16 protein-coding genes are annotated in these 16,857 nt (G+C 34.3%); 4 read left to right on the forward strand and 12 right to left on the reverse strand.

Going from position 1 to position 16,857, the window contains the following annotated elements; translation table 11 throughout:
- Window positions 1–17: 17 nt before the first annotated feature.
- The 4 genes from BM183_RS16960 to BM183_RS16975 all read right to left on the reverse strand — a co-directional run bounded on the left by BM183_RS16960 (window position 18) and on the right by BM183_RS16975 (window position 4,605).
- Entirely contained in the window at window positions 18–893 is an 876-nt protein-coding gene (locus BM183_RS16960) for a carbohydrate ABC transporter permease (RefSeq protein WP_091688198.1), read from the reverse strand.
- A 38-nt stretch (window positions 894–931) separates the two neighbouring features.
- Window positions 932–1,873 (reverse strand): carbohydrate ABC transporter permease, encoded by a 942-nt coding sequence (locus BM183_RS16965; RefSeq protein ID WP_091688200.1) that lies wholly within the window; start codon window positions 1,871–1,873, stop codon window positions 932–934.
- Window positions 1,874–1,981: 108 nt separating this feature from the next.
- On the reverse strand, window positions 1,982–3,340 hold the full coding sequence (locus BM183_RS16970; RefSeq protein ID WP_091688202.1) for an ABC transporter substrate-binding protein: 1,359 nt from the start codon (window positions 3,338–3,340) through the stop codon (window positions 1,982–1,984).
- A 641-nt stretch (window positions 3,341–3,981) separates the two neighbouring features.
- Window positions 3,982–4,605 carry a YesL family protein gene (locus tag BM183_RS16975; RefSeq protein WP_170848055.1) on the reverse strand — a complete coding sequence of 208 codons (624 nt, stop codon included), beginning with the start codon at window positions 4,603–4,605 and terminating at the stop codon, window positions 3,982–3,984.
- Window positions 4,606–4,742: 137 nt separating this feature from the next.
- Between BM183_RS16975 and BM183_RS16980 the strand changes: the two genes are divergently transcribed.
- On the forward strand, window positions 4,743–5,420 hold the full coding sequence (locus tag BM183_RS16980) for a hypothetical protein (RefSeq protein ID WP_091688206.1): 678 nt from the start codon (window positions 4,743–4,745) through the stop codon (window positions 5,418–5,420).
- Window positions 5,421–5,423: 3 nt separating this feature from the next.
- Here the strand turns inward: BM183_RS16980 and BM183_RS16985 are convergent, their stop codons facing one another.
- Window positions 5,424–6,014 (reverse strand): glycerol-3-phosphate responsive antiterminator, encoded by a 591-nt coding sequence (locus tag BM183_RS16985; protein ID WP_091688208.1) that lies wholly within the window; start codon window positions 6,012–6,014, stop codon window positions 5,424–5,426.
- Between the two features lie 511 nt (window positions 6,015–6,525).
- Between BM183_RS16985 and BM183_RS16990 the strand changes: the two genes are divergently transcribed.
- Both BM183_RS16990 and BM183_RS16995 read left to right on the forward strand, forming a co-directional pair.
- Window positions 6,526–8,277, forward strand: a complete 1,752-nt coding sequence (locus BM183_RS16990; protein WP_091688211.1) for a DUF885 domain-containing protein — start codon at window positions 6,526–6,528, stop codon at window positions 8,275–8,277.
- 319 nt (window positions 8,278–8,596) lie between these two features.
- Window positions 8,597–10,252, forward strand: coding sequence for a phosphoenolpyruvate carboxykinase (ATP) (locus tag BM183_RS16995; RefSeq protein ID WP_091688213.1), 1,656 nt, complete (start codon window positions 8,597–8,599; stop codon window positions 10,250–10,252).
- A 139-nt stretch (window positions 10,253–10,391) separates the two neighbouring features.
- Here the strand turns inward: BM183_RS16995 and BM183_RS17000 are convergent, their stop codons facing one another.
- Both BM183_RS17000 and BM183_RS17005 read right to left on the reverse strand, forming a co-directional pair.
- Window positions 10,392–10,919 carry a spore maturation protein gene (locus BM183_RS17000; protein ID WP_091688215.1) on the reverse strand — a complete coding sequence of 176 codons (528 nt, stop codon included), beginning with the start codon at window positions 10,917–10,919 and terminating at the stop codon, window positions 10,392–10,394.
- 110 nt (window positions 10,920–11,029) lie between these two features.
- Complete coding sequence (locus BM183_RS17005) at window positions 11,030–11,614, reverse strand: nucleoside recognition protein (protein ID WP_091688217.1); 585 nt, start codon at window positions 11,612–11,614, stop codon at window positions 11,030–11,032.
- Between the two features lie 220 nt (window positions 11,615–11,834).
- Here BM183_RS17005 and BM183_RS17010 point away from each other — a divergent pair, with 220 nt between their 5' ends.
- A complete protein-coding gene (locus BM183_RS17010; RefSeq protein ID WP_091688219.1) occupies window positions 11,835–12,092 on the forward strand; it encodes an AbrB/MazE/SpoVT family DNA-binding domain-containing protein in 258 nt (85 codons plus the stop codon).
- 50 nt (window positions 12,093–12,142) lie between these two features.
- Here BM183_RS17010 and rsmI read toward each other — a convergent pair whose 3' ends face one another.
- From rsmI to BM183_RS17035, 5 genes are all read right to left on the reverse strand, one after another.
- On the reverse strand, window positions 12,143–12,991 hold the full coding sequence (gene rsmI / locus BM183_RS17015; RefSeq protein WP_091688222.1) for a 16S rRNA (cytidine(1402)-2'-O)-methyltransferase: 849 nt from the start codon (window positions 12,989–12,991) through the stop codon (window positions 12,143–12,145).
- Window positions 12,992–13,091: 100 nt separating this feature from the next.
- Window positions 13,092–13,835 carry a tRNA1(Val) (adenine(37)-N6)-methyltransferase gene (locus BM183_RS17020; RefSeq protein ID WP_091688232.1) on the reverse strand — a complete coding sequence of 248 codons (744 nt, stop codon included), beginning with the start codon at window positions 13,833–13,835 and terminating at the stop codon, window positions 13,092–13,094.
- A gap of 209 nt (window positions 13,836–14,044) precedes the next feature.
- Complete coding sequence (locus BM183_RS17025; RefSeq protein WP_091688224.1) at window positions 14,045–14,953, reverse strand: PSP1 domain-containing protein; 909 nt, start codon at window positions 14,951–14,953, stop codon at window positions 14,045–14,047.
- Window positions 14,946–15,968, reverse strand: a complete 1,023-nt coding sequence (holB, locus tag BM183_RS17030) for a DNA polymerase III subunit delta' (RefSeq protein ID WP_091688226.1) — start codon at window positions 15,966–15,968, stop codon at window positions 14,946–14,948. Before holB ends, BM183_RS17025 begins: the two co-directional genes overlap by 8 nt.
- Before the next feature lie 17 nt (window positions 15,969–15,985).
- Window positions 15,986–16,426 carry a YaaR family protein gene (locus BM183_RS17035; RefSeq protein WP_091688228.1) on the reverse strand — a complete coding sequence of 147 codons (441 nt, stop codon included), beginning with the start codon at window positions 16,424–16,426 and terminating at the stop codon, window positions 15,986–15,988.
- Window positions 16,427–16,857 lie beyond the last annotated feature (431 nt).

Consider the following 16,857-nt stretch of genomic DNA (forward strand, 5'->3'; position numbering starts at 1 on the left):
CTCCTTATAGGTATCTATTATTTCATGGCTGCCTTAGAATATCCTGTTAACATATATTTCTGGAATATAAAGAATAATATAATAACCGGTAATACTGCCATCACTGCACCTGCCATTATTTCATGGTTGTTCATGGTTGCCTGGCCTGCAAATGTATTCTTAAGATGGGCCAAACCTACGGTAAGAACACGGGGTTGATCCTTTGCAATAATCTTTGGCCAGAAATAACTGTTCCAGCCGGTGGTAAAAGTAACTAAAGTTATAGTTACAATGGTAGATTTACACATAGGAACTAAAATTTTAAATATAACACCAAGTCTGCCCATTCCATCTACTCTGGCAGCTTCAATATAGCTGTTGTCCACTGATAAGAAAGTCTGACGCAGCATAAAAATATAGTATGGTGAAACGGTATTCGGCAGTATTAAGCCTAAAAAGGTATTGGTTAATCCCCATTTTGCAAACATAATATAAATTGGTATAAATGTTACCTGTATAGGAATCATTAAAGCACCTAATACAATCAGGAATAAGACATTTTGTCCTTTAAACTTTCCTATAGAAAAACCATATGCTCCAAGTATACCTGTTAAAATTTCTGATATTAAAATACCGGCTGTCATAATAATGGTGTTAATGTAGTACTTACCAAAATTCGCCTTCGCAAACACATTTACATAGTTTTCAAAATGCCATTCTCTAGGCCATAATGTAGGAATGCTTAATAATATTTCATCCTGGGATTTTACAGATGAAATTAACATCCAATAAATTGGAAATGCTACTATAATTGTAATTATGATTGCAACTACATATTGCAATACTTTAGCTATCTTTTTTTTGGCAATAGCCGCATTGTTACTGCGATAGTCCAAATTATTCATCGTGCTCATTTTTATCCCCTTTCCTTCTCTAATTTCCGTTTAATACATTAAGAGTCATAATTCACACTCTTCTTAGATACTTTCATAGTTAATGCAGTTACAATAAGTAAAATGATAAAGAAAAATACTGCAACTACGGAGGCACGATCCATTCTGAAATCCTGCATTGCATACTTATAAATCATAAATACAATAACCTCTGTTGATCTATATGGCCCTCCATCTGTTAAAATATCTACGGATTGGAATACTTTCATTGAGGATATAAATGTAGTAACAAGTAAGAATAATGTGGTAGGTGAAAGCATTGGAATTGTAATCTTCCAAAATCTTTTGAAACTGTTAGCCCCATCTAAGGCTGCTGCTTCGTAGTAATCTTTTGGTATGCTAAGCATTGCAGAAAGGTAAATCATCATACCATATCCAATAGCTCTCCATCCTGTTAAAATAAGTACAGATATTAACGCTGTACTTTTATTTCCCAACCAATCAACTTTGCCAAGTCCTAAGGTTCCAAGGAAATAATTTAATATACCATTATCTGTATTAAGAATCCATAAGAATACCACTGCTGCTGAGGACATGGCAACATATCTGGGCATAAATACCACTGCTCGCAACACAGAGAATGTTTTTGTTATTTGGTTAAATAATAATGCAAAAAGTAAACCACCGCCTAAAGTAATTGCTATTTCACCTAATGAGTAAAGGGCGGTAATTTTTAAAGAGTTTAGTAAATATTTTGTACCAGAACCGGCAAATAGCCATTCCCAATTTTTAAAACCAACATATTTATAACTATCATTAATTAAATTCCAGTCTGTAAAACTTATACGTATTACTTCTACAATAGGATAATATGTAAATATCGCCAAAAGTACCAACGCCGGTAAAACACATGTAAAATCTTTTGCTGATGAAATAGCATAGGTAAAGTAGGTGCGTTTTTTTATTTTATTAGGCTTTTGCTTTATTACATCTGCATCCATATTTATGCCCCCTTTAATGAATTAATTTGAAAAAGGAACTCCTTTTGGGTATTCCTTGCCAGAGGAGTTCCTATTCATTAAGTTCTTCTGTCTTGGTTTACTTGGCCATTACTGATCTTCCAGTACTTCATTAATTTCTTCTGCCATATTTCCCATTTGCTCTTTAACATCCATCTTTTCAATAATTGTTTCGGCCATATAACTCTTCCAGATCTCTGCTAACTGGCTCCAAGCTTTATGCTGAATTCTTGGATTAATTAAGTCAAGGTTATCAAAAATAGCTTGGAATGCTGGTTTTTCAGCTAAAAATTTCTGAGCTTCCTCTGTTTCAAGAACGGATTTTCTTGTAGGCATATATCCGGTATCTGTTGCCCATGTCATGTTAACTTCTTCACTTACCAGGTATTCTAAGAACTTAAAGGAGGCATTTTTAACATCCTGATCGTTTTTAGAAGGTACTAATAATACGCATCCGCCTACTTCAGAATTATTTGTTTTGTCACCCGGGTACCATGCCATGCCTACTTCAAAATCACATTTGTCTACATAAGTGTTATATAAAGAACTTGTATGTAATACTGAGAATGCTTTCTTATCTATGAAGTTTTGACGCATGATAGAGGATGCATCCTGACCGGTTGCCCAGTATGCATAACCATTATCACACCAGCCTTTAATCATATTAGCTACTTCAACTGCTGTTTCACTGTCTAAATCTGTGGAAATTCCATCCTCATTTATTATGTTAACGCCTTTATTCAAGTAGAAAGTTTCAAAATACCATTGATCCCATCCAGGAATAATAGTACCATAAACATCTGTAGTTCCATCTGCATTAAATTTTGATACTGATTTTAAGAACTCATCCATATCGTCTATTTTAGCAGGTATAGTTACACCTAATTCCTTTGCCATGTCTACGTTGTAGTACATAACCTGTGTAGAAATTAAGAATGGAACGGATACTTGCTTTCCTTCATAAGAAGTAGCATTTACTAAGCCTAAACCAAAGTCGTTCATATCCATGCCGGCTGCTTCAATATACGGAGTTAGGTCTTCAGTTAAACCGCTTGCACCATATTCGGCAACATATGGGGTGTTCGCTACAACAACTCCGGGAAGCCCGGTTCCTGCTGCATGTGCTGCTACCAATGCTTCATTAACATCGGAATAACTTCCAATATATTCAGCTTCTACTGTTATTAAATCTTGTGAACTATTAAAGTCATTTACTACTTTTTCTACTACGTGGGAATATTGTTCTTCCAGAGCATGCCACCACTTAATTGTAATTGGTTCTTTCACTTCATATTTTGATGCATCTACAGGCTCTTTTGTTTCTTGGTTTGTTTCGGATTTTGTTTCAGCTTTGTTATTTGTTTCTTCTGTCTCCTTTTTTCCACACCCCGCCAACATAGTAATACAAACTGTTAAAACAAGAATTACTGATAATAATCTCTTTTTCATAAACCTTCTCCTTTCAACTTAAAATGAGTCTCTCCTATATTTTATAAAATGTATGATAAGCGTGAAACTAAAATTGCTTTTCGTCATTTGGGGCGGCCAAGGCAGCATGTCACAAATCACGAAGAATAAACCCATTGACAATGGAAGTGTGAGTATAAAATTATCATTCTTCACCTCCTGTATTGCTTATACTCTTTTCTTATCTCCCTAAGTTTATTGGTATATCACCTTATCATAAATTATTAACCGGCGATTAAAATACCGGCTATATACAAATCCTTTGATCAGATTACTGATCCATAAATTTATAAAGGTTTCAGTGAACAATAATGGGCATAAAAAAAAGAACAAACAAGCTTGTCTCCCAGGAGCAGATAGACATAGTCTTCCCTCCTTAAGCAAACAGCTGCTTCTTCTCTCATTCTCTACCGCAACTATTATCTCTTTTAAATTTATGCATATTATAACACTATATCTATAACAATGCAAGTTTTATTTATATTTTATGTGCAGTTTTTAAATTAATGTACTAATTTAATAAGAATGTTTTTAAATTTTATACAATTATTTGACAGACAAAAGGATTTTATCGTTAAAATATTACAATTGTTCTTCCAATTTTCTTAAAATTTTTTCCAAAATTATTTTCCATCTGCTTCAACTATATTAACAAATTTTCTGAATACACTTAGAAAGCAGAACGAACTTACATAAGCAGCAAAACTTCCAAGTGCAAATATAAGATATGGAGCAGTATAGATTATGAGTCCTCCCATTGCCAGTATTATAATAATTAAAACAGTTATAGGCAGACTTCCCACCCCCATAATACATGCATTCTTAACCCCTTCTTTTATATTCACCTGAAAAAAGGCCAATACCGGAAAAATATAAATACAAATTATAATATACATAATACCAATAGCTGCAATCGCAAAGAATAAAAACTTACCGAAGGGGGTACCCATTCGTAAACATATGTATCCATCCACCACTAGGAAACCTGCTCCCAGTAACATAAGAATCCATAACAACGTAGATTTTATAAAATTATCTTTAAATGATCTGAAAAAAGATTTTAGCACATAGCCCTCCCTATTATCTGCCATTTTTAAAGTGTAATCATACAAGGCAGTTGTGGAAGCTCCTATGGTGATAATAGGAATGCAGCATATAAGCCATATCAGCCCAACAAATAATACATTGGTCATATTGGTCATAAATTCCCAGAATGAGTTTTCCGGATTAAATAAATTATTAAACATAGTCAAAACCTGCGCATCATAGATAAACAACGATACGGCCCCCAACAGGACACCTTTCTTTATTTTTTCTTTCTTACATTGCATACCAAAAAGCACTATGCTAAAATGTAGCTAATACTACCAAAGGAGAAAAGCATATGGATAAGAAGAAATATACCGTTCATTTTTCCAATGAATACGGTAAATTAAAACAAATGAATATAAGACAAAAGATTGGATATATATGGGACTATTATAAAGTTTATTTCTTTCTTCTAATGCTTGCTGCCTTAGTTGTATTCTATATTGCCGATGCATTGCATCAACGCTCCAGGGAGATTGTGCTGCAAGGCTTTTTTTCCAATGATGATTATAACCTTTTTGATGCAGGGGCCATTGCTGAAGATTTTGGTAAATACCTGAACCTGAACTCGAAGCAGCGAGTTGTTTTCGATGATTCTCTATATATAGAGCTTGATTCGGCTTCTGAATATGTGGTTGCAAGCCAAGGTAAAATATCCGGTTATATAGCAGCAAAAGAACTGGATTTTATTGTGACCACTCCTGAACTGGTACAGCACTACAGTACACATATCCCTCTTATGGATCTGGAGGACTTTCTTCCTAATAATTTATTAAGTAATTTAAATGAATACTTATATTATGTAGAAGGTATGGATTCCGTTAAAAAGGCTTATGCTCTTGATTTATCCCAATCCCGTTTTATGAAAAATACAGATTACAAAGGGGATACTTCCTACTTTCTTATCATTCCCTCTAATGTACTGGCATCAGAGGCCTTATTTTCTTTTGTTAGATATGCTTTTGATGATTAAATGTCATTTGTTCATATGTGTTAAATTTTTCCTATAATTCCATAACTCTTCATCGGTGGTAGATACAGCTATAGCTCCCGATTCAAGGGACAATTGAATGTCTTCTTCATCACTGATTAGCCCCCCTGCTATAACTGGTATATTAGAGACTCTCGTTAAATTTCTCAAGATTTTTGGCATAACACCGGGAAGGATTTCAACAAAGTCAATTTGACTTTTGTTTACATGGACATGAAAGTTCTTATATGCTATGGAATCAATCATAAAAACCCTTTGAATGGTCATTAAACCTCTTTCTTTGGCCGATTTCAGCATATTGGATTTGGTACTGATAATTCCGTCTGCCAAAGTGTTGCTTGCAATATATTGAACGGCTATATCAGAATTAGATAAACCTTCAATCAGATCTACGTGAACAATTGCTATTTTTTTTGCTGACTTTACGGTATCAACGATTTCTTCAATGGTACATATATTACCGTGAAGGATAAAAACCACTTCGCATTTAGAATTCAAACAAGCCTGTAATCCTTCTTCATTCTTTATTGCCGATATAATTGGGTATCTTTTAAGACTTTCATATATATAATTCATTTTTGCACCATTTTCCTTTAACTTATTACATTAAGCTAATACTCTAAATCTAAACTGGTATCATTATATCAACATTCATATGGAAAATCTATAAATATATATGTATTTACTATATTTTTTTAGTTCTACCCTTGCTTTTTTAAAAATTAAATGCTTTTATGGAAATTACTGTATCCCCTATATATATATTTTATTTATTTCATGTTTTATTTATCCTCTCCTTATTGGTAATTTTGCAGCCCTGTAATTAGGTCTATTTTTTTATTCCGTCACTTTTTTAAATTCCATACATCTATGAATGAGATAAACTTTCCTATCATAATTTAATAGTAAGGTAAAACTTAATTATTTCTTAAAAATTGGTATTTTTATTGACAAATAATAGCAACTAATATACTTTTGTATATGAGACAATTTACTTAAGAATTCACCAAATACATTCTTAATGAATTTATTTTAAAGAAATGGAAGTTTTCTTATTGAAATCTTTCAGAAAGGCTTGGTACATATAATGAGACAAAGAAAAAAGCATTTTATATTTTCCCTTCTTTTACTTCTTCTTATCACCCTCCTAATAGGCTGCTCCCGACTTGGAGATAAAAAGAAAGATGGAAAGGAATTTGACAAATTCTTAGATGAAATATTCAGAACTGAAGTACAAAAAGATACACTTACCTTAAACTATTCCTTGGCACAACCTGAGAATTATGGAATTATAGATCCGAAAGTCTCTCTTGGACACTATTCTGTAAATTACTTAAAAGATATGCTGATCTCCTCTGAAAACTACTTAGCAAGATTAGAAGAGTATGATTATAATTCTCTGTCAGATTCTCAAAAGCTTACCTATGATATTTTAAAAATGGATTTAGGTTTAGAAACTGAAAAGGGGGATTTAATTCTATATAATGAAATTCTGGGGCCCACTACCGGGATTCAGGCCCAGCTTCCTGTTCTTCTTGCTGAATACACTTTCTACGAAAAGGATGATATTGAAACTTATCTTGAACTACTTCCGAAGGTACAGGACTATTTTGACGAAATCATTGAATTTGAAAAAGAAAAATCTGCAGCAGGACTTTTTATGAGCGATGAAGTTGCTGACAGCATTATTGAACAATGTGAAGCATTTATTGCAGATAAAGAAAATAATTACTTAATTGATGTATTTAATGATAAAGTAAAAAGCTATAAGGGATTAACAAAGGCTGAGATTGCTTCATACATGGAAACAAATGAGAAAGCGGTTACAAATTATATTATTCCCGCCTATGAGAATTTAATATTTGCCTTAACCCAGTTAAAAGGTACCGGAACCAATGATGGGGGCCTATGTTACTATGATCACGGCAAAGAATTCTATGAATATTTAATAAAAACAAATACCGGTTCTTCCAAGTCCGTGCCGGAACTTAAGAAAATGCTGGATGATAATATCAGCGGCAATATGCTAAAGCTCACTTCCCTTTTGATGAAAGATCCTACCCTAACAGATACGGTTATGTCCATAACATATCCATTAACGGATCCTACTGAAATCATCGAATACTTAAAAGCTGAGATTAAGAAAGACTTTCCTGCAACTCCTGCGGTAAGCTGCTCCATTAAATATGTTCACGAATCCTTACGGGAGCATTTAAGCCCTGCTATGTACTTAATACCTCCCATCGACAATTATAAGGATAATGTAATATATATTAACAACAACCCTTCCTATGATTTATCACAAATCTTTACCACAATAGCACATGAAGGTTACCCCGGTCACTTATACCAATCCGTTTTCTTCAGAGATCTGGAGCCTGCACCTATTCGAAGTTTATTAAATTTTGGTGGTTATGTAGAGGGATGGGCAACTTATGTAGAATATTATTCCTATTACTTAGCGGGTTTTGATAAAAATGTAGCAGAGTTTTTAGAGGCAAGTATGTCGGCTAATATGGCGCTTTACTGCCGTTTGGATATAGGTATCCATTATGAAGGCTGGTCTCTTGCTGAAACTGCAAGTTATTTAAAATCATTTGGAATTAACGATACTTCAACTGTTAAGGTTTTATATCAGACTATGATTGAAGAACCTGCCCTTTATCCTCAGTATGGTATTGGATACTTAGAAATCCTTAAATTACGGGAAACTGCGGAAAAAGCACTGGGTGATAAATTTGTTTTAAAAGATTTTCATGAATTTTTATTGAATTTAGGTCCTGCCCAGTTTGATATAATTGCCGGCCGCTTAGACACATGGATAGAAGGACAAAAATAACCCATACTGTGTGAATTAATGCAAACCATATCTTGCTAATCAGACATGAAGAATTGTTTCTGATTAACAGGGTATGGTTTTTAACTGGATTTTTCTACATATGAATCTGTAATTTTATATCTAAATTGTAAATTAGTTAAATTTTTAACAAAATTTATTAATTTTTCCTTAGATTCATTGACATTTGCCAAACAGAATTCTATACTTATAATTGGTATATTTTTTGTATCATATACATAAAGTTTTTTCACAATTCATTTATTTTTTATGTATTGATAGAAAATATATATACATTTTTATAATATAGGAGGATATGGTAATGTCTACAAAAGCTTATTTTAAACGGGATGAAATTGGCGCTGGAAAACCAGGTTTTTCTAAGACCCGCTCTATTATTGAAGCGGCGTTCTACGGAAACAATGTAGTAAAGGTAAATACATTGAGAGAAGCATATGAACTTGCAAAAAACTCTCCTGGCACAATTGTTACCGATATGCCTGTATTTAGAGGCGAGGAATTTGGTCTTGAAAAAGATGCAAAGGTTCTATTATTTAATGATGGTTCCGTAACAGGCCGTTGTGCTGCTGCCAGAAGAATTGCCGGAGAGCCTGGTGTGGATTGTAATGATTTAGACCTAAAACTTATGAATGCAGTATATGATACCAGATATTCGATTTTGTATCATGCTGAGGTTTATATTGGCCTTGATCCTGAATTCATGGTAAAAGCTCATCTTTTAATTCCTGAAGGCGAAGAAAACATATTATATTCATGGATGCTAAACTTCCAGTATATGTCCGATGAATATGTAAAGATGTACAAAGAATCCAAACCAATAGCCGATGAAACTGATATATATATTTTCTCAAATCCACAATGGAAACATCCTGAACATCCCCTTGGCCTGACCTACTTTAATACCGGAACCAACTGTGCTGCACTTTTAGGTATGAGATATTTTGGTGAGCATAAAAAAGGTACTCTTACCATTGCCTGGGCAATTGCCAACCGTAACGGATATGCTTCCTGCCACGGAGGACAAAAGCGTTATAATCTGCCCTCAGGAAAGTCTTATGTAGCTTCCGTATTTGGATTATCCGGCTCTGGTAAATCTACAATTACCCATGCTAAACATGGTGGAAAATATGATGTGACTGTTCTCCATGATGATGCTTTTATTATCAATACGGAAACCGGCTCCTCCATTGCTATAGAGCCTACTTATTTTGATAAAACACAAGATTATCCCACAAACTGTGAAGATAATAAATATTTATTAACCGCACAGAACTGTTCTGCTACCTTAGATGAAGATGGCAAAGTAGTTCTGGTTACAGAAGACATTCGTAACGGTAACGGCAGAGCTATTAAATCTAAGTTATGGTCACCAAACCGTGTAGATAAAATTGAAGAACCGGTTAACGCAATTTTCTGGATTATGAAAGATCCAACCCTTCCTCCCATTGTAAAACTAAGCGGAGCAGAGCTTGCTTCGGTTATGGGGGCTACTTTAGCAACCAAGAGATCTTCCGCAGAAAGACTTGCTCCCGGTGTGGACCCCAATATGTTGGTAGTAGAACCTTATGCCAATCCATTTAGAACTTATCCATTGGTAAATGACTATGAAAAATTTAAGAAATTAGTGGGTGAAAGAAACGTTGACTGTTACATAATAAATACGGGAGAATTCATGGGCAAGAAGGTAAAACCATCTGATACTCTGGGTATACTGGAAACAATCGTAGAAGGTAAAGCTACTTTCAAACCATGGGGGCCTTTTACACAAATGGAAATTATGGAATGGGAAGGCTTTGTTCCCGATTTAAGGGATACAGAATATAAGGCTCAACTAAAAGCCAGATTGGAAGATAGAGTTAAATTCGTAGAGTCCAGAAATGAAGCAAAAGGCGGCTTTGATAAATTACCGGAAGAAGCACTGGATGCATTAAAGAAATTGATTATAGAATTAAATTAGTAAAATAATAATATCATTCTGAACTAAGAAGGAATCTTATAATTATATCGTATAGTTATGAGATTCTTTCTTTATACAACCTAAGTTTTTCGGAAGGATTCGTATTATGTTCAGAATGATTTTATTTTAGAAAAATTATTTAAAATAATAAATTAGTTATCACAGTACTAGCTAAAACTCCCACAAAAGTAGCAAAAAGAGCGCCGGCTAATGTGTATCTGGTTTTCTTTACTCCTGCTGTCATAAAATAAATACTCATAGTATAAAAAACTGTTTCAGTACAGCTCATTATAATGGAGGTAAGCCGTCCCAAATAAGAATCCGGGCCATACTCTTTGAATATATCCAGAACTAAACTGGTTGCGGCTGATGAGGAGAACAATTTTACAGTAACCAGGGGTACTAATTCCGAAGGAAAATGAAGGAATTGGGTAACGGGTTTTAGTATGCCGGATAGAAGATTTAAAGTTCCTGATGATCTTAAAATACCTATTGCAACCATTAAACCGATCAAAGTGGGTAAAATATTAAGTACTACTTTAAATCCGTCCTCCGCTCCTTTAGTAAACTCACTGAACACCTGAACCTTCATTAATAAAGCGAAACCTACTATGTAGAATAGAACAAAAGGTATCATATAATCCGATATATATAACAGAAATTTCATATATCATCCTCCAAACAGTAATTAAGTATCTAATATTATAAAAATTCAAAACTTTTTATATTTTACAAAAATTCCTCTATCCTTTTTTACAAAAATAGTTTATAATGTAGTTAACGGGACTTCCATAGTTTTCTAGCAACAACAGAGAATATGACCCCTGCTATGGTAGATATTGTTGTAGCTACTAAAGCCGCCCCAAGAATTTCTGTTGGATTGACGGAACCGTATTGACTTCGGTAAGCTATTATGTTCACAGGTATTAATTGAAGAGACGATATATTGATGATAAGAAAGGTACACATATCACAACTGGCAATTTCGCTGTTATTATTTAATTTTTTTAGTTCTGTCATAGCTTTAAGACCCATTGGTGTTGCAGCCCAGCCTAATCCTAATATGTTGGCAATAAAATTAGATGCTATGTATTCATTCACAATATGGTCTTTTGGCAAGTCGGGAAACAGTAATCGGATGAGAGGTCTTAAAAACCTTGTAAATGCTTCCGTAATTCCTGCACTTTTGGCAACCTGCATGATTCCGGTCCACAATGACATAAAACCTAACATGGTAATGCATAATGTAACAGCCTCTTTGGCAGAATTCAAGGTTCCCGTACTGACTTCACCAATGGTTCCTGTCAGTACACCTACAACAATACCAATTACAATCATAAATCCCCATAAATAATTTAACATAAGCCTTGCTATCCTACTTGTTTTTCTTATTATCCACTATATTCTTCTTGGATAAAAATAGTACAATATTCATAATTTTAGATAACAAATTTTAGATATATTTTATAATTTTACATTAATATCAAAAATATTCTAAAATATTTCCAATAATTATAAATAATTTATTGACTTTAGTTTTTGATTGTGATATTTTATATAGAGTATTATAGGAGGTACGCATATGAAAAGCACAGGAATTGTAAGAAGATTAGATGAGTTAGGAAGAATAACACTTCCTATCGAGCTAAGAAGAACTCTAGGTGTAGGTGAAAGAGATCCACTTGAAATTTTTGTCGACGAAGATAGAATCGTTCTACAAAAATATGAACCTACCGACATATTCAGCGGTTCAAAAGATAATCTTTATGATTTCCATGGAAAGAAGATTTCCAAAGAATCTATTGTTGAACTGGCTAAATTAGCTGGAATCATTGAGTAGTACTTATTAAAAGGGTTTCCCAAGTTATCTTGGGAAACCCTTTTTCTGTTTTATTCTGTCTGCTGAAGTAATTGCTGATATATTTCTCTTTTTGGTACTCCTCTATCTGAAGACACTGCTTTCATTGCCTCTTTTTTATTCAGCCCCTGCTCTAAATACAGATTCATATGTTCCTCCAGGGACATAGAAGACCATTGTTCTTGTTCTTCTTTTATCATCTCTTCCCTTGGTTTTCCTTCTATTACCAGTACAAATTCCCCTTTTGGCTCTTCCTCACCATAATACCTGATTGCTTCTAAAATGGTAACAGGCATAACATTCTCATATTTCTTTGTAATTTCTTTTACTATGGTAATCTTTCTATCTCCTAACGCTTCATATAACTCTTTTAAAGTCTTTAATAGTCTGTGAGGAGCTTCATATAGGATAATAGTTCTGGTTTCCCTTTGTAATTCCTTTAAAACCTGTTGTCTTTCCTTTTTATCAGAAGGTAAGAAAGCTTCAAAAGAAAACCTTCTTGTTGGCAGTCCGGATAAAGTTAACGCAGTTATACAGGCCACAGGGCCTGGCAGAGATGTTACTTCAATTCCTGCATCAAGGCTAAGCTTAACTAGGTCTTCTCCCGGATCTGATATACCGGGAGTACCGGCATCAGTTATTAATGCAATAGAAACCCCTTGCAATAATTGTTCAATTAACTGGGGTCCCTTTTCCTTTTTATTAAATTCATGATAACTGGTCATAGGTGTTTTAATTTCAAAATGATTCAGAAGCTTAATGCTGTGTCTTGTATCCTCTGCTGCAATCAGATCAACTTCCTTTAATGTACGAATGACACGAAAGGTGATGTCTTCCAAATTACCAATTGGAGTTGCACATAAATATAATGTTCCCGGCATATAAAACTCCCCTTCCTATACAATTTCTATATTTCGGTCTAGAAACATACCCAAATTAAGTTCCATTTCTTTGCTTTCATTTAAAGCTTATATCTGTAAATTAATATCCATAAATATCATAAATTTCATCGGTATACACATTTTGTTCCTTATATACAATTAACGGTGACTCTACCGTAAGTCTTGATCTACCGCCCTTCAAACACTCGATTAAAACCATATTAGGTTCTTTATCTATAAAGGGATGTACCATTTTTAATCGTTTAGGTTCTAAATGATACTGGGTTAGTTTATTCAGAATTTCTACCAGACGAAAAGGTCTGTGAACCATATAGAATCTTCCGTTTGGTTTCAGCATTTTTGAAGCTTCTCTTACCACATCATCAAGGCTGCATAAAATCTCATGTCTGGCAATTGCCTTAGGAAGATCCGGATTAGTCAGTCCGTGATGATCTGTCATGTAAGGCGGATTACTGGTAACTACATGAAAGGAGGCTGCACCAAAGATTTTGGAGGCCTCCTTAATATCACCAACCACAATATCTATTTTTTCATCCAGATTATTAAGTGTAACACTTCTTTTTGCCATATTGGCGCTTTCTTCTTGAATCTCCAGTCCGGTAAAATGTTTCCCTTCTGTTTTGGCTTCTAAAAGAATGGGTATAATACCGGTTCCTGTACCTAAATCTAAGGCTAATTCCTCTTTTTTCACTTTTGCAAATCCGGATAAAAGTACTGCGTCCATACCAAAACAGAACTTTTTACTGTTTTGTATAATCTGATAATTGTTCCTGTGCAAATCATCTAATCTTTCATCCGGGAGTAAGATATGATTCCTATCCATTTCCCTGCCGTCCTTTATAGAAAATCTTATATACAAATCAATAAAAGCTGTCATTCCGAACAAGTCAGCAAACTAAACTGATGAAATAATCTCTATACCCGTTAAGTAGCGGATTATCCATTAATGCTCAGTTATGCTGAACTACAATCAGAATGACAGTTATATTTTATATCCATCCTTTAGATTTATTCATCCCCGGATTTATCAAGTTATTCATCATCTAACTTAGATTTTGATTCTTTTTGTTCCAGTAATTCTAAAGCTCTTAGTTCCTCATCAATAGTAATTTTTTCTTTCTTTCTCTTAGGTTTAAATTTAAGTTCTTCCACTTTATAATCTCTGGCTTCTTTTTCATCGTTTTCCAAGGTAACCACAACTTTAACAATTTGTTTTAAAACGCTGACACTTTGCACTTCGCCTTTTAAGCCGTCAACAGTTGTTACCATGTCTCCCGGATTAGGAAGTTTACTGTTTAATTCTTCATAAGCTTCCTCTTCATTTTTCAAACAGCACATTAATCTTCCGCATACTCCCGATATCTTTGTGGGATTTAGGGATAGATTCTGTTCTTTGGCCATCTTAATGGATACGGGAGCAAAGTCAGCCAAGTGGGTATGACAGCATAGAGGCCTTCCACAGATTCCAATGCCTCCTACGATTTTCGTCTCATCTCTTACTCCAATTTGGCGTAATTCGATACGTGTTTTAAATACAGATGCTAAATCTTTTACCAATTCTCTAAAGTCGATTCTTCCATCTGCTGTAAAATAGAATAATACTTTATTGTTATCAAAAGTATACTCCGAATCAATTAATTTCATTTCTAATCCATGTTTTTTAATCTTTTCAAGGCAGATGTCAAAAGCTTCTTTTTCTTTTATCTTATTCTTAATTTCAATTTCATCGTCTTCCGGGGTTGCAGAACGTATAACCGGTTTTAGCGGCTGAATAATTTTTTCTTCCTCCACGTCCCTAGGTCCAAGTACAACATGACCGTATTCCACTCCCCTTGCTGTTTCCACAATTACTTTATCCCCTTGTTTTATCTCATATCCGGCAGGATCAAAAAAATATATCTTACCTGCCCGTCTAAATCTAACACCGATTACATTAATCATTTCCATTCTCCTTTATGGTAAGCAGCATAAGTTCCATAGTTAAATCAAAATTCACATTAGCATTTAGTCTGACCTTCGCTTTTTCCATAGCTGCTATAATCTTCTCAATACCTTCATAGCTGCGTTTATTTGCTTGTTTTGATATGTCCTGGAATTCACTCTTATATATTAATAGATTCGGATCATTCGTTACCTTAAATAACAGCACATCCCGATACCATAAGATCATTAAATCAATATAATCAAAAACCTGTGCTTTATTTTCCGATATTTTTTTCAACCCATCTATTATTTCATAAAGCTCCATATCATCTATGTATTTTAAGAGATGGAGCACATTTTTCTTCATTTCTGCAAATTCTTCTGAAGAAGAATATTGTATAGCTCTTCCCAAGTTTCCTTGGGCAAAAACGGTACTAAGTTCCGCCTGATAATCAGGAATTTGATAATATTCCATCAAGTATTTTATCATAAGTTCGCTGTCAATTGGTTTCAGATGCAAAGTAACACACCTGGATAAAATAGTTGGAAGCAGGGAATTTAGATTATTGGTCAATAATAATATGATACCATATTGGGGTGGTTCTTCTATTGTTTTCAGCAGAGCATTCTGAGCCTGCTCCGTTAATTTCTCAGCCTCATCTATAATGTATATTTTATAGGGACTGCTATAAGGTTTTATCTGAATATCGTTATTTAACTGAATTCGTATATCATCAATTCCTATACTGGCTTTTTCATGTGTAATACGTATAATATCCGGATGATTATCAGAAGCCGCCTGAATACAAGATTTACAGATTCCACAGGCTTTTACTTCTGCTGCATCCCCTATATTACCTTGTCTTATTTGTTCACATTGTAAAGCCATGGCAAAAGCATTTGCAAGCATATTCTTACCTGAACCGTCTTCACCTGCCAAAAGATAGGCATGGGATATCTTGCCTGTTCTGATTGCAGTTTTTAAATGTTCTATTATTTGTTCATGACCAACAATATGATTAAAATCTAACATGAAATCCCTCGCTTTCACTACGCAAGTATGTCCAACAAAAGTCCCCTTATTTCATCAATCCGATTAAGTATAGCTAAATGATCCTTTTCTTCTTTTATTAGCTCTAAAGCCAATTCATCCAAGTTTTGATCGATTAAACGAATGATTCCATATACCCGGTGCCTTCCTCTTCGGTCAAGGAAATTCTCTCTGGAAAACTTATGGGAGCGGTTCACAATTTCGTTCATAAAATCGTGAATTAATTGGCGATACCGCTTCATGTCCCTAATATCCATACGTTTGCCCAGCTGTTTTCCCTGCTGAACAATATCTTCCATCAGAAGATTCAACCTTGCCTGTAACTCCTGTTCCTGTATATTGCTAATTAGGGTAAACTTAAAAGATCCATCCGCTTCCGGAACAGGAGCCTTTTGAACAACATTTTGAATTGCCTGTGCTTGATTTACCTTAATATCCATATACTCACCGCCTTATTTGAACTTATCTTTTTGTATTTAAGAAGATAAAATATTTTTATTATATTCCACTCGAAATTTATAAGCAATTGTGTGGGGTTTTCTCGAAACACTTCTCACTACGTTTTTATTATATCATGAACGAAAAACCGTTCATGATCTCTCACTCCGCTCGGAAATTGCAAGCAAGCTTGCATTTCCTCGCTACGTTTTTATTATATCATGAACGAAAAAACTGTTCATGATCTTGGCACTCCACTTAGAAAATCCAAGCAAGCTTGTATTTTCTTCATTACGTTTTTATTATATCATGAACGAAAAAACCGTTCATGATCTTGGCACTCCGCTCGGAAATTGCAAGCAAGCTTGCATTTCCTCACTACGTTTTTATTATATCATGAACGAAAAACCGTTCATGATCTCTCACTCCGCTC

This window comes from Anaerocolumna aminovalerica (genome assembly GCF_900115365.1).
Lineage (GTDB): Bacteria > Bacillota > Clostridia > Lachnospirales > Lachnospiraceae > Anaerocolumna > Anaerocolumna aminovalerica.